Origin of the sequence: Streptomyces showdoensis, from assembly GCF_039535475.1 — a bacterium.
GTDB classification, from domain to species: domain Bacteria; phylum Actinomycetota; class Actinomycetes; order Streptomycetales; family Streptomycetaceae; genus Streptomyces; species Streptomyces showdoensis.
Map to the genome: position 1 here is coordinate 162,287 of NZ_BAAAXG010000013.1, position 25,532 is coordinate 187,818.

General features: G+C 74.3%; 25 protein-coding genes, 1 pseudogene and 1 riboswitch. Of the genes and pseudogenes, 15 read left to right on the forward strand and 11 right to left on the reverse strand.

What is annotated here, in order from left to right; translation table 11 throughout:
• The first annotated feature begins 144 nt into the window (after positions 1-144).
• From ABD981_RS09710 to argJ, 4 genes are all read left to right on the forward strand, one after another.
• Positions 145-1,227, forward strand: coding sequence for a GNAT family N-acetyltransferase (locus ABD981_RS09710; protein ID WP_046906685.1), 1,083 nt, complete (start codon positions 145-147; stop codon positions 1,225-1,227).
• On the forward strand, positions 1,227-2,855 hold the full coding sequence (locus ABD981_RS09715) for an ABC transporter substrate-binding protein (protein WP_046906686.1): 1,629 nt from the start codon (positions 1,227-1,229) through the stop codon (positions 2,853-2,855). The genes ABD981_RS09710 and ABD981_RS09715 overlap by 1 nt, the downstream gene beginning before the upstream one ends.
• A gap of 45 nt (positions 2,856-2,900) precedes the next feature.
• A complete protein-coding gene (locus ABD981_RS09720; RefSeq protein ID WP_046906687.1) occupies positions 2,901-4,565 on the forward strand; it encodes an ABC transporter substrate-binding protein in 1,665 nt (554 codons plus the stop codon).
• A gap of 127 nt (positions 4,566-4,692) precedes the next feature.
• On the forward strand, positions 4,693-5,868 hold the full coding sequence (argJ, locus tag ABD981_RS09725) for a bifunctional glutamate N-acetyltransferase/amino-acid acetyltransferase ArgJ (RefSeq protein ID WP_046906688.1): 1,176 nt from the start codon (positions 4,693-4,695) through the stop codon (positions 5,866-5,868).
• Positions 5,869-5,903: 35 nt separating this feature from the next.
• Here the strand turns inward: argJ and ABD981_RS09730 are convergent, their stop codons facing one another.
• Positions 5,904-6,050 (reverse strand): hypothetical protein, encoded by a 147-nt coding sequence (locus tag ABD981_RS09730; RefSeq protein ID WP_165590913.1) that lies wholly within the window; start codon positions 6,048-6,050, stop codon positions 5,904-5,906.
• Between the two features lie 57 nt (positions 6,051-6,107).
• Between ABD981_RS09730 and ABD981_RS09735 the strand changes: the two genes are divergently transcribed.
• Positions 6,108-6,338 (forward strand): hypothetical protein, encoded by a 231-nt coding sequence (locus ABD981_RS09735; RefSeq protein WP_131723843.1) that lies wholly within the window; start codon positions 6,108-6,110, stop codon positions 6,336-6,338.
• Between the two features lie 5 nt (positions 6,339-6,343).
• Here the strand turns inward: ABD981_RS09735 and ABD981_RS09740 are convergent, their stop codons facing one another.
• The gene (locus tag ABD981_RS09740) at positions 6,344-7,066 is read right to left on the reverse strand and encodes a class I SAM-dependent methyltransferase (RefSeq protein WP_123954313.1); all 723 of its coding nucleotides are present in this window, start codon (positions 7,064-7,066) and stop codon (positions 6,344-6,346) included.
• A 197-nt stretch (positions 7,067-7,263) separates the two neighbouring features.
• Between ABD981_RS09740 and ABD981_RS09745 the strand changes: the two genes are divergently transcribed.
• From ABD981_RS09745 to ABD981_RS09755, 3 genes are read left to right on the forward strand one after another with little or no spacing between them, the layout of a single operon-like run.
• Positions 7,264-7,869: a hypothetical protein gene (locus tag ABD981_RS09745; RefSeq protein ID WP_123954314.1), complete on the forward strand. Its 606-nt coding sequence runs from the start codon at positions 7,264-7,266 to the stop codon at positions 7,867-7,869.
• 39 nt (positions 7,870-7,908) lie between these two features.
• The gene (locus ABD981_RS09750; protein WP_123954315.1) at positions 7,909-9,978 is read left to right on the forward strand and encodes a sensor histidine kinase; all 2,070 of its coding nucleotides are present in this window, start codon (positions 7,909-7,911) and stop codon (positions 9,976-9,978) included.
• The gene (locus ABD981_RS09755; RefSeq protein ID WP_338058629.1) at positions 9,972-10,628 is read left to right on the forward strand and encodes a response regulator transcription factor; all 657 of its coding nucleotides are present in this window, start codon (positions 9,972-9,974) and stop codon (positions 10,626-10,628) included. The genes ABD981_RS09750 and ABD981_RS09755 overlap by 7 nt, the downstream gene beginning before the upstream one ends.
• Before the next feature lie 39 nt (positions 10,629-10,667).
• Here ABD981_RS09755 and ABD981_RS09760 read toward each other — a convergent pair whose 3' ends face one another.
• The gene (locus ABD981_RS09760; RefSeq protein WP_046906691.1) at positions 10,668-11,261 is read right to left on the reverse strand and encodes a hypothetical protein; all 594 of its coding nucleotides are present in this window, start codon (positions 11,259-11,261) and stop codon (positions 10,668-10,670) included.
• Between the two features lie 113 nt (positions 11,262-11,374).
• On the reverse strand, positions 11,375-12,409 hold the full coding sequence (tsaD, locus tag ABD981_RS09765; protein ID WP_046906692.1) for a tRNA (adenosine(37)-N6)-threonylcarbamoyltransferase complex transferase subunit TsaD: 1,035 nt from the start codon (positions 12,407-12,409) through the stop codon (positions 11,375-11,377).
• A gap of 101 nt (positions 12,410-12,510) precedes the next feature.
• Positions 12,511-12,694, forward strand: a riboswitch (cobalamin riboswitch).
• A 66-nt stretch (positions 12,695-12,760) separates the two neighbouring features.
• On the opposite strand from tsaD, the gene ABD981_RS09770 reads away from it, so the two are divergent.
• Positions 12,761-13,225 (forward strand): acyl-CoA thioesterase, encoded by a 465-nt coding sequence (locus ABD981_RS09770; RefSeq protein ID WP_046906693.1) that lies wholly within the window; start codon positions 12,761-12,763, stop codon positions 13,223-13,225.
• Between the two features lie 218 nt (positions 13,226-13,443).
• Here ABD981_RS09770 and ABD981_RS09775 read toward each other — a convergent pair whose 3' ends face one another.
• The 3 genes from ABD981_RS09775 to tatA all read right to left on the reverse strand — a co-directional run bounded on the left by ABD981_RS09775 (position 13,444) and on the right by tatA (position 15,411).
• Complete coding sequence (locus tag ABD981_RS09775; RefSeq protein WP_046906694.1) at positions 13,444-13,908, reverse strand: hypothetical protein; 465 nt, start codon at positions 13,906-13,908, stop codon at positions 13,444-13,446.
• Between the two features lie 221 nt (positions 13,909-14,129).
• Complete coding sequence (locus ABD981_RS09780; protein WP_046906695.1) at positions 14,130-14,999, reverse strand: D-alanyl-D-alanine carboxypeptidase family protein; 870 nt, start codon at positions 14,997-14,999, stop codon at positions 14,130-14,132.
• Positions 15,000-15,216: 217 nt separating this feature from the next.
• A complete protein-coding gene (tatA, locus tag ABD981_RS09785; protein WP_046906696.1) occupies positions 15,217-15,411 on the reverse strand; it encodes a Sec-independent protein translocase subunit TatA in 195 nt (64 codons plus the stop codon).
• A 164-nt stretch (positions 15,412-15,575) separates the two neighbouring features.
• Here tatA and ABD981_RS09790 point away from each other — a divergent pair, with 164 nt between their 5' ends.
• A complete protein-coding gene (locus ABD981_RS09790; RefSeq protein WP_046906697.1) occupies positions 15,576-15,791 on the forward strand; it encodes a hypothetical protein in 216 nt (71 codons plus the stop codon).
• 135 nt (positions 15,792-15,926) lie between these two features.
• A pseudogene (locus ABD981_RS09795) lies at positions 15,927-17,072 on the forward strand (LCP family protein); the annotation flags it as partial.
• Between the two features lie 66 nt (positions 17,073-17,138).
• Here the strand turns inward: ABD981_RS09795 and mgtA are convergent.
• Together mgtA and ABD981_RS09805 are read right to left on the reverse strand one after the other, a co-directional pair.
• Positions 17,139-19,829 (reverse strand): magnesium-translocating P-type ATPase, encoded by a 2,691-nt coding sequence (gene mgtA / locus ABD981_RS09800; RefSeq protein ID WP_046906699.1) that lies wholly within the window; start codon positions 19,827-19,829, stop codon positions 17,139-17,141.
• Positions 19,822-20,181, reverse strand: coding sequence for an ArsR/SmtB family transcription factor (locus tag ABD981_RS09805; RefSeq protein WP_046906700.1), 360 nt, complete (start codon positions 20,179-20,181; stop codon positions 19,822-19,824). The genes mgtA and ABD981_RS09805 overlap by 8 nt, the downstream gene beginning before the upstream one ends.
• 302 nt (positions 20,182-20,483) lie before the next feature.
• On the opposite strand from ABD981_RS09805, the gene ABD981_RS09810 reads away from it, so the two are divergent.
• The 3 genes from ABD981_RS09810 to ABD981_RS09820 all read left to right on the forward strand — a co-directional run bounded on the left by ABD981_RS09810 (position 20,484) and on the right by ABD981_RS09820 (position 22,876).
• Positions 20,484-20,972, forward strand: a complete 489-nt coding sequence (locus tag ABD981_RS09810; protein WP_046906701.1) for a DedA family protein — start codon at positions 20,484-20,486, stop codon at positions 20,970-20,972.
• A 189-nt stretch (positions 20,973-21,161) separates the two neighbouring features.
• Entirely contained in the window at positions 21,162-21,872 is a 711-nt protein-coding gene (locus tag ABD981_RS09815) for a DUF6445 family protein (protein WP_046906702.1), read from the forward strand.
• Between the two features lie 143 nt (positions 21,873-22,015).
• Positions 22,016-22,876, forward strand: coding sequence for a S1 family peptidase (locus ABD981_RS09820; RefSeq protein ID WP_046906703.1), 861 nt, complete (start codon positions 22,016-22,018; stop codon positions 22,874-22,876).
• Here ABD981_RS09820 and ABD981_RS09825 read toward each other — a convergent pair.
• Positions 22,824-24,056: a saccharopine dehydrogenase family protein gene (locus ABD981_RS09825; RefSeq protein WP_046906704.1), complete on the reverse strand. Its 1,233-nt coding sequence runs from the start codon at positions 24,054-24,056 to the stop codon at positions 22,824-22,826. The genes ABD981_RS09820 and ABD981_RS09825 overlap by 53 nt on opposite strands.
• 137 nt (positions 24,057-24,193) lie before the next feature.
• On the opposite strand from ABD981_RS09825, the gene ABD981_RS09830 reads away from it, so the two are divergent.
• Positions 24,194-24,913: a TetR/AcrR family transcriptional regulator gene (locus ABD981_RS09830; protein WP_046906705.1), complete on the forward strand. Its 720-nt coding sequence runs from the start codon at positions 24,194-24,196 to the stop codon at positions 24,911-24,913.
• 151 nt (positions 24,914-25,064) lie between these two features.
• Here ABD981_RS09830 and ABD981_RS09835 read toward each other — a convergent pair whose 3' ends face one another.
• On the reverse strand, positions 25,065-25,451 hold the full coding sequence (locus ABD981_RS09835; RefSeq protein WP_046906706.1) for a VOC family protein: 387 nt from the start codon (positions 25,449-25,451) through the stop codon (positions 25,065-25,067).
• Positions 25,452-25,532 lie beyond the last annotated feature (81 nt).

The following is a 25,532-nucleotide window of genomic DNA, read 5'->3' on the forward strand; positions in this document are numbered from 1 at the left end:
AGGACACACCCTGCGACGCCGTTCTCTCCCCGCTCTCTCAGGCCGCTATCCGGCGCCCCCGGGGCCGCCCGGAGGCGGTCGTACCGCCTTTTCGGGGAGCGCGCGGAGAGCGGGCGGAGACCGTCCGGGCCGAGGATCCTCCCCGTGACCAGTGGAGTGGTGATCGACCAATGGCAGTCGCCCGAGGACGCGCGCGAGGCCGGCTGGGACGCCCTCGTCGGGGCGGAGGACTTCTTCCTCACCCCCGACTGGATGCGGGTCCTCCAGGACTCCGCGGGGGCGTGGATGGGCTACCTCACCGCGCGCGACGGCGGCCGGGCGCTCGCCGCGCTGCCGCTGGTGCGGGCGACCCACGAGTCCCCCTGGTCGCTGGGCCGCACCGACCTGCTGATCCGGCACTGCGCCCGGGAGGGCATGGCGGGGGCGGCGGAGGTCCTGGCCGGCCTCGGTGACGTGGACCGGCTGATGCCGTCGATGATGTCCGGCGGCCGGCACCTCGGCCGGACCCGGCTGCTGCTGCGCCCCGGGGCGGACGCGGAGACGGCGCACCGGATCGTCGAGCGGGCGGAGCGCGCGGCCGCCCTCGACGGCTGCCGCTCGATCTGCTTCCCGTACGTGGACGCCGGCGACCGGATCCAGCGAGAGGTGCTCCACCAACGCGGGTACGCGTCCCACGAGTCGGGCCAGTTCGCCACCCTCGCGCTGCCCGGCGAGGGCTTCATGGACTACGCCATGGGCCTCCCGTCGCGGCGCTCGCGCCGGGTGCGCGCCGAGCGGCGCCGCATGGAGGCCTCCGACGTGCGGATCACCCTGGACCCGCTGGACCCCGCCGACATCCCGCGGCTCGCCGCCCTGGAGACCGAGCTGTTCGCCAAGTACGGCATGACGGGCTGGGACCCGCGCCGCTCGGAGGCCGTGCTGTGGGCCGCCTCGGAGCGGCTGGGCGAACGGGCCCTGGTGTCCCGGGCGGTGCGGGACGGCCGGGTCGTCGGCTTCGGCCTGGTCCTCGCGCACGAGGACGCCTGGTTCGCCCACCGCGCCGGCTTCGACTACGCGGCCGTGGGCAAGCTGCCGCTCTACTACGAGCTCCTGTACTACACGCTCGCCGACCACGCCCCGCGGCACGGGGTCGGGACCGTCCACTACGGCATCGGCTCCACGGAGGCCAAGGTCTCCCGGGGGTGCGGCCTTTCGGCGCAGTACCTGTACGTGAAGGAGCTCGGCTGATGTCCGGATGGAACGCCGCCGTCGGCGCCGTGGCGAACCCCCTCGGCCGGCCCGGGGGGCGCCTCGCCATGGTGGCCTCCGCCGACGTCGACTCCCTCGACCCCGCCCGCACGTACTACGTGTGGTCGTGGCTGCTGCAGCGGACCATGCACCGCACCCTCATGGCCTTCGGCACCGATCCGGTCACCCCGACGGTGGTGCCGGACCTCGCGAGCGCCCCGGGCGAGGTGTCGGACGGCGGCCTGACCTGGACCTACCGGATCCGCGGGGGCGTCCGGTTCGAGTCCGGCGAGGAGGTGCGCGCCCGGGACCTCGCGTACGCCGTGGAACGGGTCTTCGCGCAGGACGTCCTGCCGGGGGGACCCACCTACCTCCTCGACCTGCTCGACCACGGCGGCTACCGCGGCCCGTACCAGGGGCAGCGCTGCAAGGCCGTCGAGTGCCCGGACGACCGCACCCTGCGCTTCCGGCTCCGGCGGCCCTTCGCGGACTTCGACTTCCTGATGGCGCAGCCCAACACGGCGCCCGTGCCGGCCCGTCACGACAGGGGCGCGTCCTACGGGGCGGCGCCGGTGTGCTCCGGGCCCTACCGCATCCACCGCTACCGGGCCGGCCGGGACCTCCACCTCGTCCGCAACCCGGAGTGGGACCGGGCCGGCGACCCGGTCCGCGCGGCGCTGCCGGACGAGCTGACCGTCGCCTTCGGGGTCGACGTCGACGAGCTGGACGCCCGGCTGGTCGGCGGGGAGTTCCACGTCGACGTCGAGGGCCGCGGCATCCAGCACGCCGCGCGCGACGTGATCCTGGCCGACCCGGTGCTGCGGGCGCGGGCCGACAACCCGGCCACCGGCTTCCTGCAGTACATCACCGTGCAGACCGCCGTGCCGCCGTTCGACGACGTGCACGCCCGGCGGGCCGTGTTCTACGCCGCCGACAAGGCGGCGCTGCTCGAGGCGCGCGGCGGGGACGGGGTGGGCGGCTCGCTCGCCACCAGTCTCATCCCTCCCACGCTCCCCTCGCACACCGGGGCCGACCGCTACCCCTCGGGTGCCGATCGGACGGGCGACCTGGCCGCCGCCCGGGCCGAACTGGCCGCGGCGGGGCTGCCGGACGGTTTCGACACCGTGATCGGCACCCAGCCGGGCAAGTTCGAGCTGGTGGCACGGACCCTCGCGATGGCGCTCGCCCGGGTGGGCATCCGGGCCCGCGTCGAGGTCCTGGACACCGCCTCGTACTACCGGTCCGGCCTCGGACACCCCGCAACGGTGCGCGCGCTCGGCCTCGGTCTGGGCGTCACCGACTGGGGTGCCGACTACCCGACCGAGTACGGCTTCCTCGCCCCGCTGGTGGACGGCCGGCAGATCAAGCGCGGCGGCGGAAACTTCAACTTCGCCGAACTCGACGACCCGCTCGTACGGCGGCTCGTCGACGAGGCGCAGGCCCCGGCCGACCCGGCGGTCCGGCGGCGGCTCTGGCAGCGCGTCGAGGAGACGGTCATGGAGCGCGCCGTCATCCTCCCCATGGCGCACGACCGCACGCTGCACTACCGGCACCCCGACGTCACCGACGTGTACGTGCACCCCGCCTTCGGGCTGTACGACATCCAGGCGATGGGCCTGGCCCGGTGACGGCTCCCCCACCACCCGCCTGACCAGAGAGGCACCGGAGAACCCGTGGCATTCAATGCGGCAGCACGCGGCGTCGTGAACCCGTCGGACCACCGGGGCGGAACGCTCAGGTACGTCCGCACGGACGACTTCGACTCGCTCGACCCGGCCGACACGTACTACGCGTACACCTGGAACTTCATCCGGCTCATCGGGCGCCCGCTGGTCGGCTACCGCACCGGCGGGGACGGCGGCCCGCTGCTCGTGCCGGACCTGGCCGAGGCGCTCGGCGAGGCCTCCGACGACAACCGCACCTGGACCTACCGGCTGCGCGAGGGGATCCGGTTCGAGGACGGCTCCCCGGTCACCTCGCGGGACGTGGCGTACGCGGTGCTGCGCGCCGCCTTCCCCGAGCGGGTCTACGAGGGCCCGGCCGCCCGCGGGGGCCCCGCGTACTTCCGCCAGTACCTCACGGGCCCGGAGGGCATCGAGACGCCGGACGAGCGCACCCTCGTGTTCCGGCTGCGCGAACCCTTCGCCGCCTTCGACTACTTCGCCGCGCTGCCCACGACCATCCCGGTGCCGCGCGGGCGGGACACCTTCCCCCGGTACCGGCTGCGGCCGGTGTCCTCGGGCCCGTACCGCATCGACGCGTACGCGCCGGGGGCGGAGCTGACGCTCGACCGCAACCCGCACTGGGAGGCGGCGACCGACCCGGTGCGGACGGCCCTGCCGGACCGGATCACGGTCCGGCTCGGGGTGAGCGGGGCGGAGGTGGACCGCATCCTGCTCGACGGGGAGGCGGACATCGACCTGGCCGGCGTCGGCGTGCAGCCGGCGACGCAGGCGCGGATCCTGGCCGAGCCGGCGCTGCGGGAGCGGGTGGACAATCCGACCACGGGCTTCGTCTGGCTCTACTGCATCAACCAGAACATCGGCCCGCTCGCGGACGTGCACGCCCGTCGCGCCGTGCAGTACGCGACCGACAAGGCGGCGATGCTCCTCGCCTACGGCGGGGACCCGGCCGGCGAGATCGCCACCACCCTGCTCCCCGCCTCCGTGCTCGGTCACTCCCCCTTCGACCGCTACCCCGTCGGCCCCGAGGGGACGGGCGACCTGGAGGCGGCCCGGCGGGAGCTGGCGCTGGCCGGCCTGCCGGAGGGCTTCACCACCCGGATCGGTGCCCGCGAGGACCGGACCAAGGAGTGGAACGCCGCGCTCGCCCTGTCGGCGGGGCTGGCCCGGGTCGGCATCCGGGCCGAGGTGGTGCCGTACTCCTCGGGCGACTACTTCACGAAGGCGGTCGGGGTGCCGGCGTACGTGCGGGAGCACGGCATCGGGATCGTGATGTTCGGCTGGGCGGCCGACTTCCCGGACGGCTACGGCTTCCTCCAGCAGATCGCCGACTCCCGCGCGATCAAGGAGACGGGCAACCAGAACCTCGGCGAGCTGGCCTCCGCGCGGATCGACGGACTGCTCGACCGGGGCGCGGCGACGCGCGACGAGCGGGAGCGCGCCCGGATCTGGGCGGACGTGGACCGGGCCGCCCTGGACGAGGCCGTCATGTGCCCCTACATGTACGTCAAGTCCGTGCTGTTCAGGGGGGCGAGGACCGCGAACGTCCTGATGTCCCCGGCGTACGGGATGTACGACTACGCGGTGCTCTCGGTGGCCGGGGACGGGGCGGCCTCCGGGCCGGACGGGGGCACGACCGGGGGCACGAACGGCTGACACGATGCGGCGTTCACGGGCGTGAGGGCCGCGTTGTCTGATACGAAGGACGTGGGCCGGTGGGTCGTCGACTCCCCGGCCCCTTACTCGACCCCGAATGAATACTTATTCCGAAAGGCGAAACTTCATGCATAATGACGCAGCGGTCCCGCAGGGGTTCATCGTCCACACCGCGCCCGTGGGCATCGAGGAGGACGGCCGCGACGACCTGTGCGTCATCGCCTCGCAGGCCCCCGCGCGGACCGCCGCCGTCTTCACCCGCTCCCGGTTCGCCGGCCCGTCCGTGACGCTCTCGCGGGCCGCGGCGGCCGACGGCAGCGCGCGCGGCGTGGTCGTCGTCGCCCGCAACGCCAACGTCGCCACCGGCGAGCAGGGCGCGCGCAACGCCGTCACCGTGCGGGACTCCGCCGCCCGGGCCCTCGGCATCGACCCCGGGGAACTCCTCATCGCCTCCACCGGGGTGATCGGGCGCCAGTACCCCCTGGAGCGGATCGTCGGCCACCTGGACGGCCTGGCCTGGCCCCCGGCGGGCGAGCCCAAGACCATGGGGACGGCGGCACGGGCGATCATGACCACCGACACCCGCCCCAAGTGCCTGAGCGTCCGGATCGGCGACGCGACCCTCACCGGCATCGCCAAGGGCGTCGGCATGCTGGAGCCGGACATGGCGACCCTGCTGACCTTCTTCGTCACCGACGCCGAACTCGACCCGGAGACCCTGACGGCGGTCTTCAAGCGGACCATGGACGTCACCTTCAACGCCGTGTCCATCGACACCGACACCTCCACCTCCGACTCCGCCGCCCTCTTCGCCAACGGCCTGGCGGGCCCGGTCGACCCCGAGGCCTTCGAACGGGCCCTGCACACCGTGGCGCTGGGCCTGGTGAAGATGATCGCGTCCGACGGCGAGGGGGCGTCCACCCTGATCCAGGTCGAGGTCGAGGGCGCCCGCGACACCGCCCAGGCCAAGCGGGTCGGCAAGGCCGTGGTCAACTCCCCGCTGGTCAAGACCGCCGTCCACGGCGCCGACCCGAACTGGGGGCGGGTCGTGATGGCCGTAGGGAAGTGCCAGGACGACCTGGACATCGACCCGGAGAACGTCACCGTGCGCTTCGGCGACATCGGCGTCTACCCGCCCGGGGCGGACGAGGACGAGCGCCGCGAGTCCGTGGCCGCGTACCTGAAGGCCAACGAGGAGGTCGTGATCGGCATCGACCTCGGCATCGGGGACGGCAGGTTCACCGTGTACGGCTGCGACCTGACCGAGGGGTACGTGCGCCTCAACTCCCAGTACACGACCTGACGCCCCCGCCCCGGCACGGCGGCCGGGACCGGCCCTCACCCCGTCCCGGCCGCCTCCACCGCCTCCGCCGGCGCGGCGGGCGGGATCCGCGCGTCGTCGGTGAGGGGCGCGGACGGGGTCGTGGGGGCGGGTCCTCCCCGGGACCCGGTGCGCATCCCGCCGATCCGTGCGTCGTTGGTCACGCCGTACGACGCGTCCTCACGCGTCCGTCCGCACGCATCTCCATCGGAAGGCGGAGCATGAAGTCCAGGATCCTCCACTGCGTTCTGTTGGCCGGGGCCGTCACCCTCGGCTCCGCCGGAGCGGCCGCGGCCGCCGGCCCGGGCGACGCCGACGCACCGGCCCCGCGGCCCGCGGCGGCGGACGACCTGCCGAGCGCGCCCGCGTCGCAGGCCCAGAGCGTGCCCGCCCTCGACCAGGTACCGCTGTCGGGCAACTCGCTCTCGCCGCTGGGCACCCTGCTCGGCTGACCGCCCTACGCCCCGTCGCCCCCGTCGCCCCCGTCCACTCCTTCCGCCGCTTCAGCTCCTTCAGCCCCTTCCGTCCCGGGGGCCGGGCGCCGGGCGTAGGTGAAGAGGTGGTCCTCGGGGGCCGCGCGGGTGTCGTCGGGGGTGAAGGACGACACCGCGTGGTGGAGGACGTCGAGGCCGCAGTCCTCCCGCTGGAGGCGCAGGTACTCCTCCTCGGAGAAGCTGGAGACCCTGACCGTGCGGTCCATCCAGACGATCTCGACGTCCTCCACGTCGGCGGGCACGGTCGCCGTCACCAGGAAGCCGCCCGGTGCCAGCCAGCCGGCCATCCGCTTCAGGGCGGCGGCCGCCTCGGCGCGGCTCATCATCAGCAGCGGGAAGAACGCGCACACCGCGTCGAAGCCGCCCTCCGGCGCGTCGAAGGAGCGGACGTCGGACCGTTCGAAGCGGGCCCCGGGCACCTGCGAGGCCGCCAGGGCGACCATCTCCCCGGACACGTCGATGCCGGTCACCTCGCAGCCGGCCCGCACCAGGAGCTCGGCCACCGGGCGTCCGGTGCCGCTGCCGACGTCGAGGACCCTGGCCCCCGCGTCCAGCCGCGCGGTGAGCCACTCGACCGCCGCCAGCTGGGCCGGCAGGCGGCCGAAGGCGCGTTCGTAGTCGATGCCCAGTCCGTCGAACAGCTCGGCCGCCGTCACCGGCAGCCCCTTCGTACCGTCGTCGTCCATTCCTTGTCCCTCCGGTCGTCCGGTCGCCCTGTCGCGGGCCCCGCGTTTCCCGGCGCGTCGGGACGCCCGGCCCATGCGGACGGGACGGCGGGCGCGGGACGGTGTCGGGGCGGGGGACACGCTCCCGCACAGCATCGCAGGGGGTCGGCATGACCGGTACGGGGGAAGACGGGCGCGCTTGGGGATGGGGCGGCATCGTGACCGCCCTCGCGGGGGTCGGGGTGATCGTCGCCTCGGGGCCGCTGTGGCCCTTCGAGGAGGCAGATCTCGCCGACAACGCGGCGATGGTGGCCCGGTTCGACGACACCACCATGTGGTGGGCGTTCGCCACCCAGGTCGCCTTCACGCTGGCCGCGTTCGGGTCCGTGCTCTTCGGGGCGGGGCTCAAGCGGCGGCTGGAGCGCCAGTGCCCGGCCGGGAGCCTGGTGCCGATGACCGCGTTCCTCGGGATGCTGCTCACCGGGGCGTTGAGCCTGGCCGGGTGCGGGATGGGGACCGAGGCCTTCCACCAGATCCGCAACCGGGCCGCGAGCGATCCGGACACCGTCATGTCCTCGGTGGGGCAGCTCGGCACCTACGGCTGGCTGTGGTCCGGGCTGCTGCTCACCGCCGGCGCCCTGGCCGTGGCCGCGTTCCGGCAGGGGGCCGTCGCGCGGTGGATCGGGGTGGTGAGCGTGGCCTTCGGGCTGCTGCTGGCCGTGACGCAGCTGACCCCGTTCCAGTACCTGGCCCTGATGGTCGGCGTACCGTACCTGCTCGTCCTCGGAGCCGCCTTCGCGCTGGGGCGACGCGCCCCGGCGTGACCCTGTGACAAGGGCCCGCCGCCTTGAGACCCTTCTGCCATGGGGGACTTGGGGGAGTTCGAGACGGCGGGCGGCGGGCGACGGCGCGGCGGCGGCCATCGGGGGGTGGCCGCCGCCGTACTGGTGTCGGCCTGGGGGCTCGCGTCCACCGGGATCGTCCTCGCCGTCGCGGCGGGCGCGTCCTGGAGCAGCGACCAGGGCTTCTTCCTCGTCGACACCGCCGACGCGCTCGTGTACGGGCTCGTCGCGGCCGTCGTCCTGAGCCGGCGGCTGCACCTCGTGGGCTGGCTGGTCGCGCTGACGGCGGTGGGCACGGGCGTCTCCGCCCTCGTGGCCCAACTCGGCGTGACGGCCGCGCCGTCGCCGGGCGGGCTGCCGCCGGGCTGGGTGATCCTGCAGGGTACGGCGTGGGTGCCGGGGACCCTGGCCCTGATGCTCGTCGTGCCGTACCTGCTGACCGAGGAGCGCCCGGCGCGGCCCGCCCGGGTCGCGATCGGCGTGGGAGCGACCGCCGTCGTGGCCGGGCTCGCCGTCCGGGTGACCGACCCGTGGCCGTGGCCCGCGGCGGGCGGGTCGTTCTCGCCGCTGGCGATCCGCAGCGAGGCCTGGGCGCGCCTCGCTCCGCCGGTCGACCGGGGCATCCTGGTCGCCGTCGTGCTGCTCGGGTTCACGGCCGCCGGACACGCGGCCCTGCGCCGGTACCGGGACCCTGCCGCCCGGGGCCTGGGCTGGCTCGCCATCGGTGTCGCGCTGATCTCGGCCACGTTCGTCCCGCTGCTCGTGTGGCCGGAGGGCGAACCCGGCCCCGCCATCGCCCTCTTCACCCCGCTCGCGCATCTGGCCTCGCAGGCCTTCTTCCCGGCCGCCATCCTGGTCACGGTGCTGCGGCGGCGCATGTTCGGCATCGACCTGGCCGTCAGCCGGACCCTCGTGTGGACGCTCCTCACGGGCCTGCTGGTGGCCGGCTACCTGACCGCGGTCGCGCTCCTCGGGCTGCTGCTGCCGGGCGACGGCACCGTGGCGCGGGTGCTGGCCACCGCGGCGACCGCGGCGGGGTTCCAGCCGGTCCGCGGCTGGCTGCAACGGCGGGTGGACCGGCTCGTGTACGGGGAGGCTGCCGCGCCCGCGCTCAGCCGGGTCGGGCGGCACCTGGGGAGCGCGGGCACCCCGGAGGAGGCGCTCGCGGGGATGGCGGAGTCCATCGCGGTCTCCTTCAACCTGGGCGGCGTACGGATCCTCGACGGGGACGGGGACGGGGTCGGGGACGGAGCCGCGGACGCGCGCGTGGCCCGGGCCGGCTTCCGGAAGGCGGCGGACGACGTGGCGGTCCCGCTGGTGGTCCGGGGCGAGCCGGCCGGTGTGCTGCTGGTGACCCCGCGTCCCGGGGAGCGCCTGGACCGGCGGGCACGCGCGGCCCTCGACGAGGTGGCGCCGCTGGTCGCCACGGCCGTGCAGCTGGCGGCCGTCACGCGGGCGCTGCGGGAGTCGCGCGGGCGGCTTGCCGCGGCCCGGGACGACGAACGCCGACTGCTGCGAAGGGAGTTGCACGACGAGATCGGTCCCGCGCTGGCCGGCGTGGGACTGGCGCTGTCGGCCGCCCGCACCCTGCTGCCGGAGGGCGCGGACCGGGCCGACGAGCTGCTCGCGCGGCTGCGGGAGGAGGTGGACGCCCGGGTGGAGGAGGTGCGGGTGCTCGCGCGCGGCCTGGTTCCGCCGGTGCTGGCCGAGCTGGGCCTTGCGGCGGCGCTGCGGGAGTTGGTGATGCGCTACGAGGCGGACGGGCTGACGGTGATGGTGCGGGAGCGGGGCGAGGGGCTCGACCGCACGCCTCCGGAGGTGGCGGGGGCGGTGTACGCGATCGTCGCGGAGGCCATCCGCAATGTGTCGCGGCACGCGCACGCGCGCCTGTGCACGGTGGAACTCGGCGCGGAGGACGAGTTGTTGGACGTCTCGGTGCAGGACGACGGGAGGGGCATGCCCGCGGATGCGCGGCACGGGATCGGCACGGTGTCGATCCGCGAACGCGCGGAGGGCGTCGGCGGCACGGCCGTCTGGAGCCCCGGCGCGTCGGGCCGGGGCACCCGGCTGGAGCTGAGGCTGCCGTGCTGAGGGTGCTGGTGGTGGACGACCACCCCGTGTTCCGGCTCGGGATGTCGGCGCTGCTGGACTCGCTGCCGGGGATCGAGGTCGTGGGCGACGCGGCCTCGGTGGCGGCGGCCGTGACGGCGGCGGCCGAACTGGCGCCGGAGGTGGTGGTGATGGACCTGCACCTGGGCGACACGGCCCCGTCGGGGGTGGACGCGACGCGCGAGATCCTCCGGATCCTGCCGCGGGCGGGGGTCCTGGTGGTGACGATGCTGGACGACGACGACGCGGTCTTCGCGTCCATGCGGGCGGGTGCGCGGGGATACCTCCTCAAGGGGGCGGCGCCCGCGGAGATCGAGCGGGCGGTGCGGGCCGTCGCCAACGGCGAGGTGATCCTGGGCCCCGCCGTGGCGAGCCGGGCGATGGCGTACCTGCTGGGCCACGCCGCGGCCGGGGGCGGGCCGGTGCCGCTGCCGGAACTGACCTCGCGGGAGCGGGAGGTGCTGGACCTGGTGGCCCGCGGGCTGGACAACCTGGCGATCTCGCGCCGCCTGACGCTCAGCCCGAAGACGGTCCGCAACCACCTGTCCAACATCCTCGCGAAGCTCCAGGCGGCGACGCGCGCGGAGGCCATCGTGCGGGCCCGCCGGTCGGGCCTGGGCGGCGGACCGTGACCGGCCGGGGCCCAGACCCGACCGGCGGGCCCCGGAGGGTCAGACCCAGCGGATGGAGGACGCCTCGTCGTCCATCCATCCTCCGCTCCACGCGCCTTCGACGGTGCGGCCGGACTTCCGGGTGTTGAACCAGCTGTTCTCGTAGTAGATGCCGTGGCAGCCCGCGTACTCCTGGGCGGAGCCGATCTCGTCGCCCCAGTTGAAGCCCGTGTTGTCGTAGAAGTAGCGGAGGTTGCCCTCCTCGAACTCGACGGTCCCCCAGTCGCCGTCGCATCCGTGGTCCTTGACGAAGGTGAACGAGTGCCCGCCGAAGTTCGCGTCGTTGTAGACGACCGCGACGACCGTCGCCGCGTTCGCCCCGAGGCCGGCGGCGCGGGCACCCGCGTCGAGCTGCCGCTGGGTGACCGTCCTCGCTCCGGCGGGGAGGCGTACGGCCCCGTTCGTCGCGTCGGCGATGGCCTGCGCGAAGGTGTCGAAGCAGACCGGCCCCCGCTGGTTCGGCCGCACCGTGCAGTGCTTCCCTCCACCGCCGTCACCGCTCGTGGCGACGGCGGCCCCCGTGGGACCCGCCAGGGTCGTCAGGGCCGCCACGGCGACCGCCCCGGCCAGGACCGAGTTGCGTATTCCGAACATGTGTCGATGCCTCACCGTCTGGGGGGCGCGGCGGATCCGCGCCGTCGCCCACCACCCTCGCCCCGCCCCCGTCCCGTACGCATGGGGCGGGGGTCCCGACCGCCCGGGACGTGTCAGCCCGGGGTGAGGGCGGCGTACTCCAGCGGGGCGGAGGGGTCGATCGACACGTCCAGCGGGGCGGGTTCGGCCCCGGACCGTACGAGGAGCTCGCCGACGGCAGCGATCATGGCGCCGTTGTCGGTGCACAGCGTCATCGGCGGCACCCGCAGCTCCACGCCCGCCGCGGCGCAGCGCAGTTCGGCCAGGCCGCGGACGCGCGAGTTCGCCGCGACGCCGCCGACCACGATCAGGGTCCGCACGTCGTGGGCCGCGCAGGCGGCGAGCGCCTTGCGGGTCAGCACGTCGGCGACGGCCTCCTGCAGCGCGGCGGCCCCGTCCGCGACCGGGACGTCCAGGCCCTGGAGCCGGTGCTTCTCGACCCAGCGGGCGGCGGCCGTCTTGAGGCCGGAGAAGGAGAAGGCGTACGGGTCGTCCCCGGGGCGGGTCAGCGGCCGGGGGAAGCGCACGGCGCCCGGATCGCCGTCGCGGGCGGCCCGGTCGACGGCCGGCCCGCCGGGGTAGGGCAGCCCGAGGATCCTGGCGACCTTGTCGAAGCACTCCCCCGCCGCGTCGTCGAGGGTGTCGCCCAGGTGCAGGATCGGCTCGCGCACCAGGTCCCGCACCAGCAGGAGGGAGGTGTGGCCGCCGGAGACGATCAGGACCACGCAAGGGGTGGGCAGCGGGCCGTGCTCCAGGGTGTCGGCGGCGACGTGACCGGCCAGGTGGTGGACGCCGTAGAGCGGGATCCCGGCCGCGTACGCCAGGGACTTCGCCCCCGCGAGACCGACCTGGAGGGCGCCGGAGAGGCCCGGTCCGGTGGTGACGGCGACCGCGTCGATCGCGTTCAGGCGCAGCCCCGCCCGGTCGAGGGCCTCGCGCACCACCGGCTGGAAGGACTGGAGGTGCGCGCGGGCGGCGATCTCGGGGACGACGCCGCCGAAGCGGGCGTGCTCGTCCATGCTCGACGCCACCACGTGCGCGAGGAGTCTCCCGTCCCTCACGATCCCCGCGCCGGTCTCGTCGCACGACGACTCGATCCCGAGCACCACTGGTCCGGCCACTGCCCCACTCCTTCTTGCTTGCAGGCTGCACCTGCAATATATGTGCAATAAGGAGGGCGGGTGCACTGCCGTAGGGTGGGCGTCGCAGCTGGTTCGCCCCGTCCGCCAGGCGGGATGCGTCGCAAGAGGGAACCCGGTGGGAATCCGGGACTGCCCCGCAGCGGTGAGCGGGAACGACCGCCGTCACACAGCACTGGACCCCCGGGTCCGGGAAGCGACGGCCAGTAGGTGTCTCGTCCGACGGGACGTGCTCGCGAGTCCGAAGACCTGCCACTGCCCGCACGCGGTCATCCCCGCCGTGCGGAACAGCCCTGCCGCGACTCGCGAAGGAGAGTTGACGTGGCCGATCCCACCGCCTCCACCCCCAGCCCCGCCCCCACCGCCACCGCACGCCCGGTCAAGACCCCGGACGACTCCCGGGTCGTCCTCGCCCACATCATGAGCGAGCACGACACCAATCTGTACGGGACCATCCACGGCGGCGTGATGATGAAGCTCATCGACGACGCCGCCGCGGCGGCCGCCGGGCGACACGCCGACGGGCCGGCCGTCACCGTCGCCGTCGACCGGATGTCCTTCCTCGCCCCCGTCCGCGCCGGGGACCTGCTCAGCGTCGAGGCAGCACTCGAACGCGCCGGGCGGACCTCCATGACCGTCGGGGTCCGCGTGACCGCCGAGCGGTGGAACAGCGCCGGCCCGACCACAGAGGTGGCCACCGCCTTCCTGACGTTCGTCGCCATCGACGCCGACGGCACACCGCGCGAGGTGCCGGCGCTGGAGGTGTCACTGCCCGGCCTGTCCTGAACGGCCGGAACCGGCGCCGTCACCCCGGTCGTCGCGGCACGTCGTACGCGGAGTCACCCCATGGGGCGGCATCACACGGTCTGTCACCACACGGTCTGTCACCACAGGGGCTGTCGCTACACGGTCCGTCACCAGAGGGGCTCACTCCACACGGAGTGTCACCACATGGGACGTCATCACACGGTCCGTCACCACGGCGACGCACGGCCCACGAGGCTTCAGCGTGCGTTTACGTACAGCTGCGGCGACCAGCGGGTGCACGAGTTGCCGTTGCACGCCTGGACCATGAAGTTGTAGTCGTTGCCCGGTGCGTCCAGGGTCCACACCCGCCGCTCACCGGGGCTCTGCTTGCTGATCCTCCAGTCGGTGTTGTCGTACTGCCAGCGGACGTTGTAGTGCGTCAGATTGGTGGTGTATCCGCCGTAGTAGAGCTTGATCTGGTTGTTGCACGAGTCGTAGCGCCCGCCGATGTACGGGCTGTTGCTGTACTCGTACCGCGGCGGCGTGCCGCCGATGTCGGTCCCGCTCTTCTGGGGCGGCTCGCCGTCGCGGGTGTAGCAGCCCTTCGCCGCGGGGACCGTGTCCGGCGCGGCGGCGGCGACCGGCGCCACCAGGAGGCCGCTCGCGAGCACGACGCCGGACGACAGTGCCACCGCCGCACGACGCCACTTGAGCGCACGCATGGTTCACTCCGTCCTTGGGGTACGGAACTTCCAGGTGTGCCGCCGTGCGGCGCGCGCTCCCCCACGCTCGGCGCCGTGAACCAGCGGACACCCGCTGTCCCCGGACTCCCCCTCTCAGCTTACGGCGGGCGGGGGGCCGGGGCCCGTCGGGCGGGGGCGCACGTCCTGCGGCCCCACGCACGGGGCGCCGCCCGGAGACCTCCCGGACGGCGCCCCACCCGCTACTTCGCGAAGCCGTAGTCCAGCAGCTTCTTCACGTCGGCCGCGCGGTTCGTCTCGTTCGGCGAACCGAGCACCGCGCCGATGACCGTCTTGCTGCCGCGGGTGGCCGCGAAGACGAGGCAGTACTTGGCCTGCGGGCCCGAACCGGTCTTCACGCCGATCGCGCCGCTGTACGTGCTCAGGAGCTTGTTCGTGTTGGTCCACGACATGTTCCGGTAGCCACCGCTCTTGGTGGTCACCTTCTGGGTCGTGGCCTTCGTCTTCACGATGGTGCGGAACGTGGAGTTCGTCATCGCACTGCTCGCGATCTTCGTCAGGTCACGCGGGGTCGAGTAGTTCGACCCGTTGCTGATCCCGTCGAAGGAGTCGAAGTGGGTGTTGCGCAGACCCAGCTTGCGGGCCTCGTCGTTCATCTTGCCGATGAACGACTTCACGCGGGCCGCCCGCGTGGTGCCGGTGCCGAACTTGTCGGCCAGCGCGTAGGCGGCGTCACAGCCCGACGGCAGCATCAGACCGTAGAGGAGCTGACGAACCGTCACCTTGTCGCCGACGATGAGCCGGGCGGAGGAGGCGTTCTTCGAGACGATGTAGTCGCTGTACGCCTTGTCGATCGTGACCTTCGCGTCGAGGTTGAGGCCGCGCTGGGCCAGCACCACCTTCGCGGTCATGATCTTCGTGGTGGAGCCGGTCGACCGGCGGGTGTCCGCGGCCTTCCCGTACAGCGCGGCGCCCGTCCCGTTGTTCATCACGAAGCCGCCCGCGGCGGTGATGGACGGAACGGGCGGCGTCGCGGCGTGCGCCTGGCCGGCGAAGAGGCCGCCGGCCAGCACGGCGGAGGTCGTGACCGCGACGGTCACGGCACGACGCACGCCCAAAGTGGTCGATATCAAAATGTTCTGCCCTCGGTAGGAGTCGTTGTCGCACGAGGCCCACACGGACCTCGCGCACACAAGATGCACGAGCCGTTCCCATGGATGCACGGCGGGGTGCGTGACCTACCTCGCATTCCGGCGCGGACGGGCGGACGGGCCGGCCGGCGCGGCGCTCGCGGCCGCCGCGCCCGTCAACGAGCGGCGCTCCCCCGGGTCATGCCCCGGGCGCGGGCGGGGCGCTGTCGCCCGCCTGGCCGTCGGCGCGCATCGCCCGCGTCTCGCTCTTGAGGATGCGCAGCGACTTGCCCAGGGAACGCGCGGTGTCCGGCAGCCGCTTGGATCCGAACAGGACGATGAACGCGATCGCCACGAGCAGCAGGTGCCAGGGTTCCAGTGCGTTGCGCAGCACGGGGTCACTCTCCCTCGGAGACGGGGTCGTTTGCCTTGTTGCGCAACTGTACAACTGGCGGGTGCGGGGTCGCGCCGACCCCCTGGACGCTCCGCGCGTGACGGAGCTCACGACGTTTCAGGAGTTGCGCAACACTTAAGGTTGCCTCCATGGGGACGAGTGACATGACGGCTCGCCAGAGCGCGGTGCTCCTGGGCGGTCCCGCGGACGGCGTGCGCCTGACGGTGTCCGACCGGCCGCCCGTACTGCAGGTGACCTATCCCTGCACGGTCGAGGGGGACTCCGCCGGGACCCGCGTCGAGGCGCTCCACGTCTACCGGCTCGACGGGAGCACCGGGGACGGAGTGCTGCGGTACGGGTACGACCCGGCCAGCCCCTAGCGGCGCGGGCGGGCGCCCCGCCGGGACCGACGCCCCGCGATCCCCCACCCCCATCCTGCACGTTGCGCAGCTGTGCAACCTTCCGGCGCCTGCCGCCGTCCTGCCTTACGGGCTCGGAGGAATGGGGTCACGCTGATGACAGGCGGAAACCGCGGCACACAGGCACGCCGGTCCGCACCGCGGGGCGGGCCACGCCGACGCGGCCGGGTCGGACGGCTCCTCATGACGGCGCTCGCGCTGCTCGTGCTGACGACCGCCGGGTTCGGCTGGGGCTGGCTCAAGCTGAGCGGCGGCATCCGGACCTTCGGCGCCGAGGGCCTCTCCGACGACCGGCCCGCCGCCTCCGGCCCGGGACAGAACGTCCTGGTCATCGGCTCGGACGCGCGCACCGGCGGGAACAGCGCGCTCGGCGGCGGGGACGCGCACGACATCGGCCGCTCCGACACCTCCTTCCTGCTGCACGTGTACGCGGACCACGAGCACGCGGTCGCCGTCTCCTTCCCCCGCGACACGCTCGTCGACATCCCGCCCTGCCGGCTCCCCGACGGCACGTGGACCAGGCCGCGCACCGGCGCCATGTTCAACTCCGCGTTCGCCGTGGGGCAGAGCGCCGAGGGCAACCCGGCGTGCACGCAGAACACGGTCGAGAAGCTGACCGGGCTGCGCGTCGACCACACCGTCGTCGTCGACTTCAAGGGCTTCGCCGCCCTGACCGAGGTCGTGCACGGCGTACCGGTGTGCCTCCCCCAGGACGTGTACGAGAAGGACCTCGACCCGAACCGCGCCACGCGCGGCGCCCGCGTCTTCGCCAAGGGCGAGCAGACCGTCTCCGGGCAGAAGGCCCTGGACTACGTGCGGCTGCGCCACGGGATCGGCGACGGTTCCGACATAGGGCGCATCAAGCGCCAGCAGGCGTTCGTGGCCGCCCTGCTCAGGAAGGTCAGGAGCGACGGCCTCACCCCGGCCCGGCTGCTGCCGCTCGCCGACGCGGCGACCCGCTCCCTCACCGTGGACCCCGGCCTCGGATCCGCCGACAGACTGATCTCGTTCGCGATGTCACTCAAGGACGTCGACCTCCACGACACGAAGTTCGTCACGCTGCCCTGGCGTTACCAGGGGGCGCGCGTCGCGATCGTCGAGCCCCGGGCCGAGGCCCTCTGGGCGGCCCTGAAGGCCGACCGGCCGCTCGACGGCCGTGCCGCCGGTACACCCGCGACCGCCGGCGCGCCCACCCCCGCCGGCACCTCCGCCCCGCCCGCCGCGACTCCCCCGCCGGCGGCCACCGAGGACACCCGGTCCGCCGACGACGCCCCCTGCTCCGACCTGTCGTACGGATGAACCGAGCGGCTACGGCGTCCCCGTGACCGCCGCCGCGGAGGCGGCGCACCGCCGGTCGTAGCGGGACCGGGCGGCGCGCAGCGCCACCGCGTAGAGCGCGAGGACGGCGGCGAGGAGGAGGTAGTACGGCGGGGGCGGGGGGGTCATGGCGAGCAGGGGTCCGAGCGGGGACAGGGGCAGCAGGACGCCGGTCACGGCGAGGGCCGCCGCCGCGTACCGGACGGGGCCGGGCGCGGTCCCGTAGCGGCGGGCGCCGCGCAGCAGGAGCATCACCAGTGCCTGGGTGAGCAGGTTCTCGGTGAACCAGCCGGCGTGGAAGGCCCCCTGGGTGTCGGCCGAGGACCGCGTGGCGACGAGGAGCACGCCGAACGTGGCCACGTCGGCGACGGCGTTGAGCAGCCCGAAGCCGGTGATGAAGCGCAGGAACCCGCGGTGCCGCAGCCGGGTGGGGGTGCGCAGGGCGGCCGGGGCCGGGCGGTCGTGGGCGAAGGCCAGCTGGGCGGCGTCGGAGCACAGGTTCTGCACGAGGACCTGTGCGGGGAGCATCGGCAGGAAGGGCAGCAGGAGCGCGGCGGCCAGCATGGCGATGACGTTGCCGAGGTTCGACGACAGGGTGACGTGCAGATGGGCGGCGATGTTCCCGCCGGCGTTCCGGCCGGCGGCGACGGCATGGTCGACCGCCGCCAGGTCCTTCTCGGCCAGGACGAGGTCCGCGGTGTCCCTGACGACGGCGACGGCGCCCTTGGGGCAGAGGCCGACGTCGGCGGCGCGGAGGGCGGGCACGTCGTTGACGCCGTCGCCGAGGAACCCGGTGACGTGCCCGGCCGCGCGGAGGGCGGTGACGACGCGGGCCTTGTGCTCGGGGGCGCAGCGCGCGAAGACGGTGGTGTGCCGGGCGGCGGCGGCCAGTTCGGCGTCGTCCAGGCGGTCCAGGTCCTCGGCGGTGAGCACCCGGCCGGGGTCGAGGCCGAGTTCGCGGCAGGTGTGGGCGGCGGTGCCCGGGTGGTCGCCGGTCAGGATCCGGACGGCGACCCCGCGGTCGGCGAGGCTGCCGAGGGCCGCCGCGGCGGTGGGGGCGAGGGCGTCGCGCAGCACGACGAACCCGAGGAAGGAGAGGCCGCGCTCGTCGGCCGGGGTGTGGTCGCGGAGGCGGGCCGGCCGTTCGGCGAGGGCGACGGCGAGGAGGCGGGCGCCCGTGCCGGCCTCCCGCGCGGCGAGGGCGAGCAGCCGGTCCCGCTCGGCCGCGTCCAGGGCACACCGCTCCAGTACGGTCTCCGCCGCGCCCTTCACCACCAGGGTGTGGGTGCCGAGCCGGCCGGGCCGGCGCACGACGGCGGTGGCCAGGCGGCGTACCGGGTCGAAGGGCAGCGCGGCGACCCCGTCGGGGTCGTCGGGCCCGTCGGGGACCGCCTCCTCCAGGAGCGCCTCGTCGAGCGCGTCGGGGGTGGGGAGCTCCGCGAGCTGGAGCGTCCACCAGGCGTTGACGGCGGCCCAGTGCAGCACCTCGGGGTCGTCCCGGCCGTGCGCGTCGACGGCGCGGACGACGGCGGGCCGGTCCTGGGTCAGGGTGCCGGTCTTGTCCAGGCAGAGGACGTCGACGGCGCCGAGGTCGTGGAGCGCGGGCAGGCGCCGGACGATCACCCGGTGCTCGTGGGCGAGGCGCGCGGCCCCGCGGGCGAGGACGGTGGTGACGACGACGGGAAGCATCTCGGGGGTCAGTCCGACCGCCACGGCGACGGCGAACGGGAGCGTCTCCAGTCCCCGTCCGTGCAGGGCGGCGCCGGCCATGAGGACGAGCGGCGGGGTCAGCAGCATGAAGCGGATCAGAGTCCAGGAGATGCCGTGGACGGCCTGGTCGAAGGCGCTGTCCCGGCGTCCTCCGGGCGCCGCGTGGGCGGCGGCGAGGCGGGTGCGGGCTCCGGTGGCGACGACCACCGCGGTCGCGCTGCCGTACGCCACGCTGCTGCCGAGGAAGCAGGTGTGGGGCTGGGCGAAGGGTCCGGCCCCCGGGCCGTCGGGCGCGCCGAGGGGATGTTCGTCTGCGAGGCCCTCGTCCACGGAGCGCTCGTCCACCGGCTGCTCGTCCACGGGGTACTTGTCGACGGGCGCCGACTCGCCGGTGAGCGCGGCCTCGTGCAGCCGCAGGCCGCGGGACCGCAGCAGCCGTACGTCCGCGGGGACCAGGTCCCCGGGCCCCAGCCGGACCACGTCGCCGGGCACGAGCTCGGTGGCCGGGACCTCCCGGGGCCGGGCCTCGGGTCCGCCGGGGCCCGGGCGGCGCAGGACGGTCGCGGTGGTGGCCACCGACGCGCGCAGCGCCGCCGTGGCGCGGTCGGCCCGGTGCTCGCCCGAGGAGCGGAGCAGACAGCTGACCGCGACGAGGAGGAGGATCACGCTCCCGGTCCCCCAGGCGGCGACGGCCACCGAGACCAGTCCCAGGCAGAGCAGGACCGCGGTGAACGGGTCGCGCAGGCTGCGCAGGAGCCGCCGCGACCAGGACGGCGGCCGCCGGGCGGGCAGCGCGTTCTCCCCGTACCGGACGAGCCGCCGCTCGGCCTCGGCGTCCGTCAGGCCGCGCGGTCCGGTGTCGAGCTCCCGCAGCACCTGGAGCGCGGTGAGCGGCTCCGGTCGCTCCCGTCCGGGCGCGCGGCTGCCGCCGGTGCCGGGGGCGAGGGGGCCGGGAGCAGCCGACTCAGGCACCGTGTCCGCTGCGTCGTACGAGCGTGGGGGTCCGGTCGGTACGGGCGGTGAGCTGGCCGACCATCACGCGGACCACGGTCACGACCTCCGGGTCGTCGACGAAGTAGACCTGCCGCCGTCCCTCGCGCCGGGCCCGCACCAGGCCCGCCAGCTTCAGTTTGGTCAGGTGCTGGCTGACCGCGGGCAGCGCGCCGCCCACCCGCTCCGCGAGCCCGGTCACGTCGCTCTCGCCCTGGGCGAGCGCCCAGACGATGTGCAGCCGCGAGGGCGAGGACAGCAGTCCGAAGGCGGCGGCCGCCTCGGCCAGCACCTCGGCAGGAGGGTCCGTGAAACCGCCCGCGTCTGCCGCCACCGTCGCTCTCCCCTTCCGCGTACGCCCGAAGGCCCCCCAGTCTAGGGCCGCGGCCGAGGCCTCCCCCGCCCGTCCCACCCGCCCCGTACTCGGCGTATGCCCCTTCGGTTAGGCTAGCCTTCCCTGGCGTGCGGACCCGCGCGCCGGGGCGGGTTCCGGTGCCCCAGGCAGGGACCCAGCGGACGGAACGGGCGAAGGCAGGGCGCAGGTGAGAAACGGTGACCGGGCTTGCGCGTCGTGCTGCCGGCGGGGCGGGACGCCCGTGCCCGTGACGGGCGAGGCCGTTTCCGGGGCGAGGTGCCGTGGATAAGATCGCGCTCACGGCCGGAGCCCTCTACGTCATCGTCCTGCTGCGCGCCGGAGGGACCTTCGCCGTCGGCTGGCTGGCCGGGGCCGGCGCCCGCCGCAGCAGGTTCGCCGGGCGCATCTCCTCGGCGAGGTTCCAGCGCGCCGAGCGGGCGATCCAGCGCTGGGGCGCCCCGGTGGTGGCCGTCTCCTTCCTGACCGTCGGCTTCCAGACCGCCGCCAACTTCCTCGCGGGCAGCATGCGCATGCCGCTGCCGCGCTACCTCCCCGCCCTGTTCCTGGGCGGAGCGGCCTGGGCGCTGATCTACGCGACCGCGGGACTCGGCGTCCTCGAGGTACTGGGCCGCCTCTTCGCCGAGCACACGGCCCTCGGGGTGTCCGCCGTGGCCGCCCTGCTCCTCGCGGCGGGCGGGCTGGTGGCCTACCGCAGGAGGAGGACGGCCCCCGCCGCCGCCTCCTCCGGCACCGCGACCGACGCGTCGTGAGCCCCTCCCGGGAGCCCCGCCACGTGGGGACCCGGGACGGGATGTCCTCGGCGGAGTCCGACCGGGCCGAGGCCTTCGAGGCCCGTTGGCGCGGGGGCGCCGGGCGGGCCCCTGGGCGGGCCGGGGATTGACCGAAGATTGACCGATCCGCGGCCCGGCGATGGCGAGCCCGTCCCTAGTCTCGGCCGCATGCCCCCACGCCCCCCGCACCCCCGACGCCGCGCCCCGCACGCCCCGGGGACTCCGGCGCTCCCGGTCCTCCCCTACCGCAAGCCCACCCTCGGCCGCGACTACTGGATCCTGGACGACGTCCTGCCCGATCCGGACGCCGTGCGGGCACGCAGTCTGGCCAGGACCGACTGGACCGAGGGCTATCCGCACCGGCCCGAGAGCTGGCCGGGACTGCGGACCATGCCGGCCCTCGAAGCGGGCGAACTCGCCCATGTCGAGCGGCTGGTCGTGAAGGCGACCGGCGCCGAGCGGATCTGGGCGCTCGACGGTGCCGCCGGCGGAACGTTCAACCACAACTGCGTCCAGGTCGTCGGCGAGGGCGAGTGCGAGCCGCGCCCGCACACCGACTCCCGCAGCATGTGCCGTTACGCCGCCGTCCTCTACCTCAACCCGGACGCGCCCCGGTCCTGCGGAACCAGCTTCTACCGCCAGAACCTGCCCGGCGGCGTCCTCGGCGGCAACACGGTGGCCGCGCCCCACGACAACCTGGCCCAGGCCCTCGGCGCCCGGTTCGTACCGCCGGACTCCTTCACCGAGGACATCGCCGTCCCGCACCGCTACAACCGGCTGCTGCTCTACACCGCGCACACGATCCACAGCGCCACCGGCTACTGGGGCAGCACGCTGGAGGACAAGCGCATGACGGCGGTCTTCTTCTGGATGGCGTGAACCGCGCGGCGTGCACGGGAAGACCCGACACGCGGACCGGGGGCCGGCCCCACCGGCCACCGGCCCGCTGCCCGGATGGGCCGGAAGATCGCGTACCGGCAGGCTGAACGCGTACGACGCACTCCCGAGCGAAGGATCCCTCCTTGTTCAGCCTGAAGCCCCCGCACCGCCGCACCGCACGCATCGCCGCCGCCGGTGTCCTCGCCGCCGCCACCTGCGCCACCCTGATGGCCGGAAGCGCCTCGGCGATCGTCAACGGAAAGGACTCCACGCAGAGTTACCCGTTCATGGTGTCGATCCCCGAGTCGGCCCCCGAGCACGGCCTCCACGACGGCAACTGCGGCGGTTCGCTGATCGACCGGCAGTGGGTGCTGACGGCGGCCCACTGCCTGAAGGGCGACGGCCTCGAACTGGAGGGCATCGTCCGGATCGGCGGCGACCACCGCACGTCCGGCGGCACCGTCCGGAAGATCGACCGCACCTTCAACCACCCCGGTTACGTCAACGGCGACGGCAGGGCCGCCAACAAGGACGACATCGCCCTGATCCGGCTCGACCGCCCGGTCACCGAGCAGCCCGTCCGGATCGCGCACCGGCCGGGCGGGCCGGGCACCCCGACCCGGATCATGGGCTTCGGCACCACCGTCGACACCGAGTTCGCGTTCCCGGACCGGCTCCAGGAGCTGGACACCCGCAGGGGCGCCGCCTCCGAGTGCGCTCCGGGCTACGCGGACCGGACCCGGCTGTGCACGATCAGCCGCGTGCCGAAGGCGATGGCCTGCTTCGGCGACTCCGGCGGCCCGCAGGTCCAGAGGGGCCGGGACGGGCGCTGGGAGCTCATCGGCGTGACCTCGGGCCCCGGCGCCTCCGGGGTGCCGTGCTCGGAGGGGCCGGGCCTCTACACGAGCGCGCCCGCCTACGCGCACTGGATCCAGAAGGTCCAGAAGACCGTCAGGAACGAGCGGGCTCCTCACGCAGCCCCCACGGAGTCCCGTACGCGGTGAGCAGGTCGAGGAAGGGCCGCGGCGGCAGTGCCTCGGGGCCCAGCACGCCGCTGCCCTTCCACGCACCGCTCGCGAGGAGTTCGAGCGCGATCACCGGGTTGACGGCCGTCTGCCAGACGACGGCCTGGGAACCGTACTCGCGCATCGACCACTCGTTGTCGACCACGTGATACAGGTACACCTCCCGCGCGGCGCCGTCCCTGGTGCCCTTGACCCAGGTGCCCGCGCAGGTCTTGCCCTTCATGCGGTCGCCCAGCGTGGCCGGGTCGGGCAGGCACGCGGCGACGACGTCGCGCGGGGAGACCTCGACCGGCCCGTCCGCGCCGGGGACGGTGACCTTGGCCGTGGCGTCGAGGCCCAGCTCGTGCAGGGTCTTCAGCTTGGTGATGAAGTCGTCGCCGAGGCCGTACTTGAAGGTGACGCGCCGGGCGTCGACCCAGCGCGGGATCAGCAGCACCTCCTCGTGCTCGACGTTGACGCACTCGACCGGCCCGATGCCCTCGGGGAAGTCGAAGACCTCGGGCTCGCTGAACGGCGCCGTGGTGAACCAGCCGCGGCCCTTCTCGTACACGACGGGCGGGTTGAGGCACTCCTCGATGGTGGTCCAGATGCTGAAGGAGGGCGCGAAGTCGTGGCCCTCGACGGTGAGGTTCGCGCCGTCGCGGACGCCGATCTCGTCGATCCCGTCGAAGAGCTCGTCGGCGGCGTACCGGGCGAAGACGTCCGAGAGGCCCGGCTCGACGCCCATGCCGACGAGCGCGAGGCGGCCGGCCCGCTCCCACTCCCCGGCCCGGGCGAACTGCTCGTCCCCGAGCTTCACGCCGCACTCCTCGTGCGGCGCGGAGGGGTGCGGCACGGACAGGGACATCGCCATGTCCACGTAGTGCGCGCCGGCGGCGAGCGCCGCCTCGAAGAGCGGCATCACGAACCGCGGATCGGTGGCGTTGAGCAGCACGTCGCAGCGCTCCTCGACGAGGACGCGGCGCACCGCCTCCGCGTCGGAGGCGTCCAGGCGGCGGGCGCTGAACCGGTCCGCCCGCTCCGGGAGCGCGGCGACGGCCGCCTCGGCACGGGCCGGGTCGTAGTCGGCGACGACCATGTGGGCAAGGAAGTCCCGGCGGGCCGCGATCCGGGTGACGGCGGTTCCGACGCCGCCCGCACCCACGAGAAGTACGCGCATGTCACACACCTCAAGTCAACGGTAGACGCTCCCGGCGGACCTCGCCGGGGCTCTCCCCGGATGGAACACGAGCCCCGCTGTTAAGGTCTACGGCGTTGGCATAAGCGCGCGGGTACGGGACACGAAGGGCGGCCGCGATGCCGAAGAAGGTGGTCCCGGAGGCGGAACGCCGCCGCCGGCGCCCGACGCGCCGGGGCACGGTCCTCTCCGAGGAGCTGATCGTGGCGACCGCGCTCCGGATGCTCCGCGAGCACGGCGCCTCCGGCCTGACCGCGCGCCGTCTGGGCAGCGCCCTCGGGGCGGACCCGAGCACCCTCTACCGCTACTTCGCCGGCCTGGACGACCTGACCCGTGCGATCGGCGAGGTCCTGATGGGGCGCGCCCTGGACAGCTGGACGCCCACGGGTGCCTGGCGCGCCGACCTGCGCGCCCTCGGCCTGGCCGTCCACGCCTCCTACCTGGCCCACCCCCAGGCCGCCGTGCTGACCGCCAGCCGGGTCACCGGGCGCCCGCGCGAGATCGCCGTGGACGAGACGGTCCTCGGCATCCTGCGCGGCGCGGGCTTCTCCGACGCCGACGCGGTGGGCGTCTACCACGCCTTCATCGACCTGGCCCTGGCGTTCGCCGCCCTGGACGCGGGCGCGCTGACCATCAAGGACGAGGCCCGGGCGGCGGACGAGGACATGTGGTCCACCACCTACGCCCGCCTCCCCGCCACCACCCACCCCCACATCGCCGCCACCGCCCACCTCCTGGCCGACCGGATGAACGACAGCGCCTACCCGGTCCTCCTGGACACCTTGCTGGAGCGCGCGGAGGCCCGGCTGGCGGAGGGGACGGCGGACGACGGGGCCTAGGCAGGGCCCGGCGTGATCCGGGCGACAGGGCCCGGCGGCGCCGGTTCCCGCGGGGTCACTCCGGGATGTTCGTACCGCCGGCCGCCGACGGCACCGAGGGTGCCGCGCGCCGGTGGACATCCGGTCGACGCGCGGGGAGCGGGGCGGGTGTTCAGGGGGTCGGCGCGGTGGCCCGGTCGGAGTCGCTCCGCAGGACGCAGAACTCGTTGCCCTCGGGGTCGGCCAGGACCGCCCAGCCGGTGCCGTCGGGGTTGCGGTGGTCGCCGACGAGGGTGGCGCCGATGCCGAGCAGCCACTCCACCTCCGGGTCGCGGGAGGTCTCCGGGCGCAGGCAGAGGTGCACCCGGTTCTTGACCGTCTTGGCCTCGGGCACCTGGTTGAAGTACAGGACCGGCCCCTTCTCCGGCGTCACCTGGGTCTCCCGGTCGCCGGGGCGGGCGTCCGGATCCAGGGGCCCACCGGTCACCCTGCTCCAGAAGCGGGCCAGTTCGTAGGCGTCCGTACAGTCGATCGCGACGTTCTGCAGTGCCAAAACCATGCGGGCCAGCCTTTCCCAGATCCGCTCCGGGCGCCAGCGGCGGGTGTGTACGGAGCCACCCCTGCCCGCATCCGTTCCGGC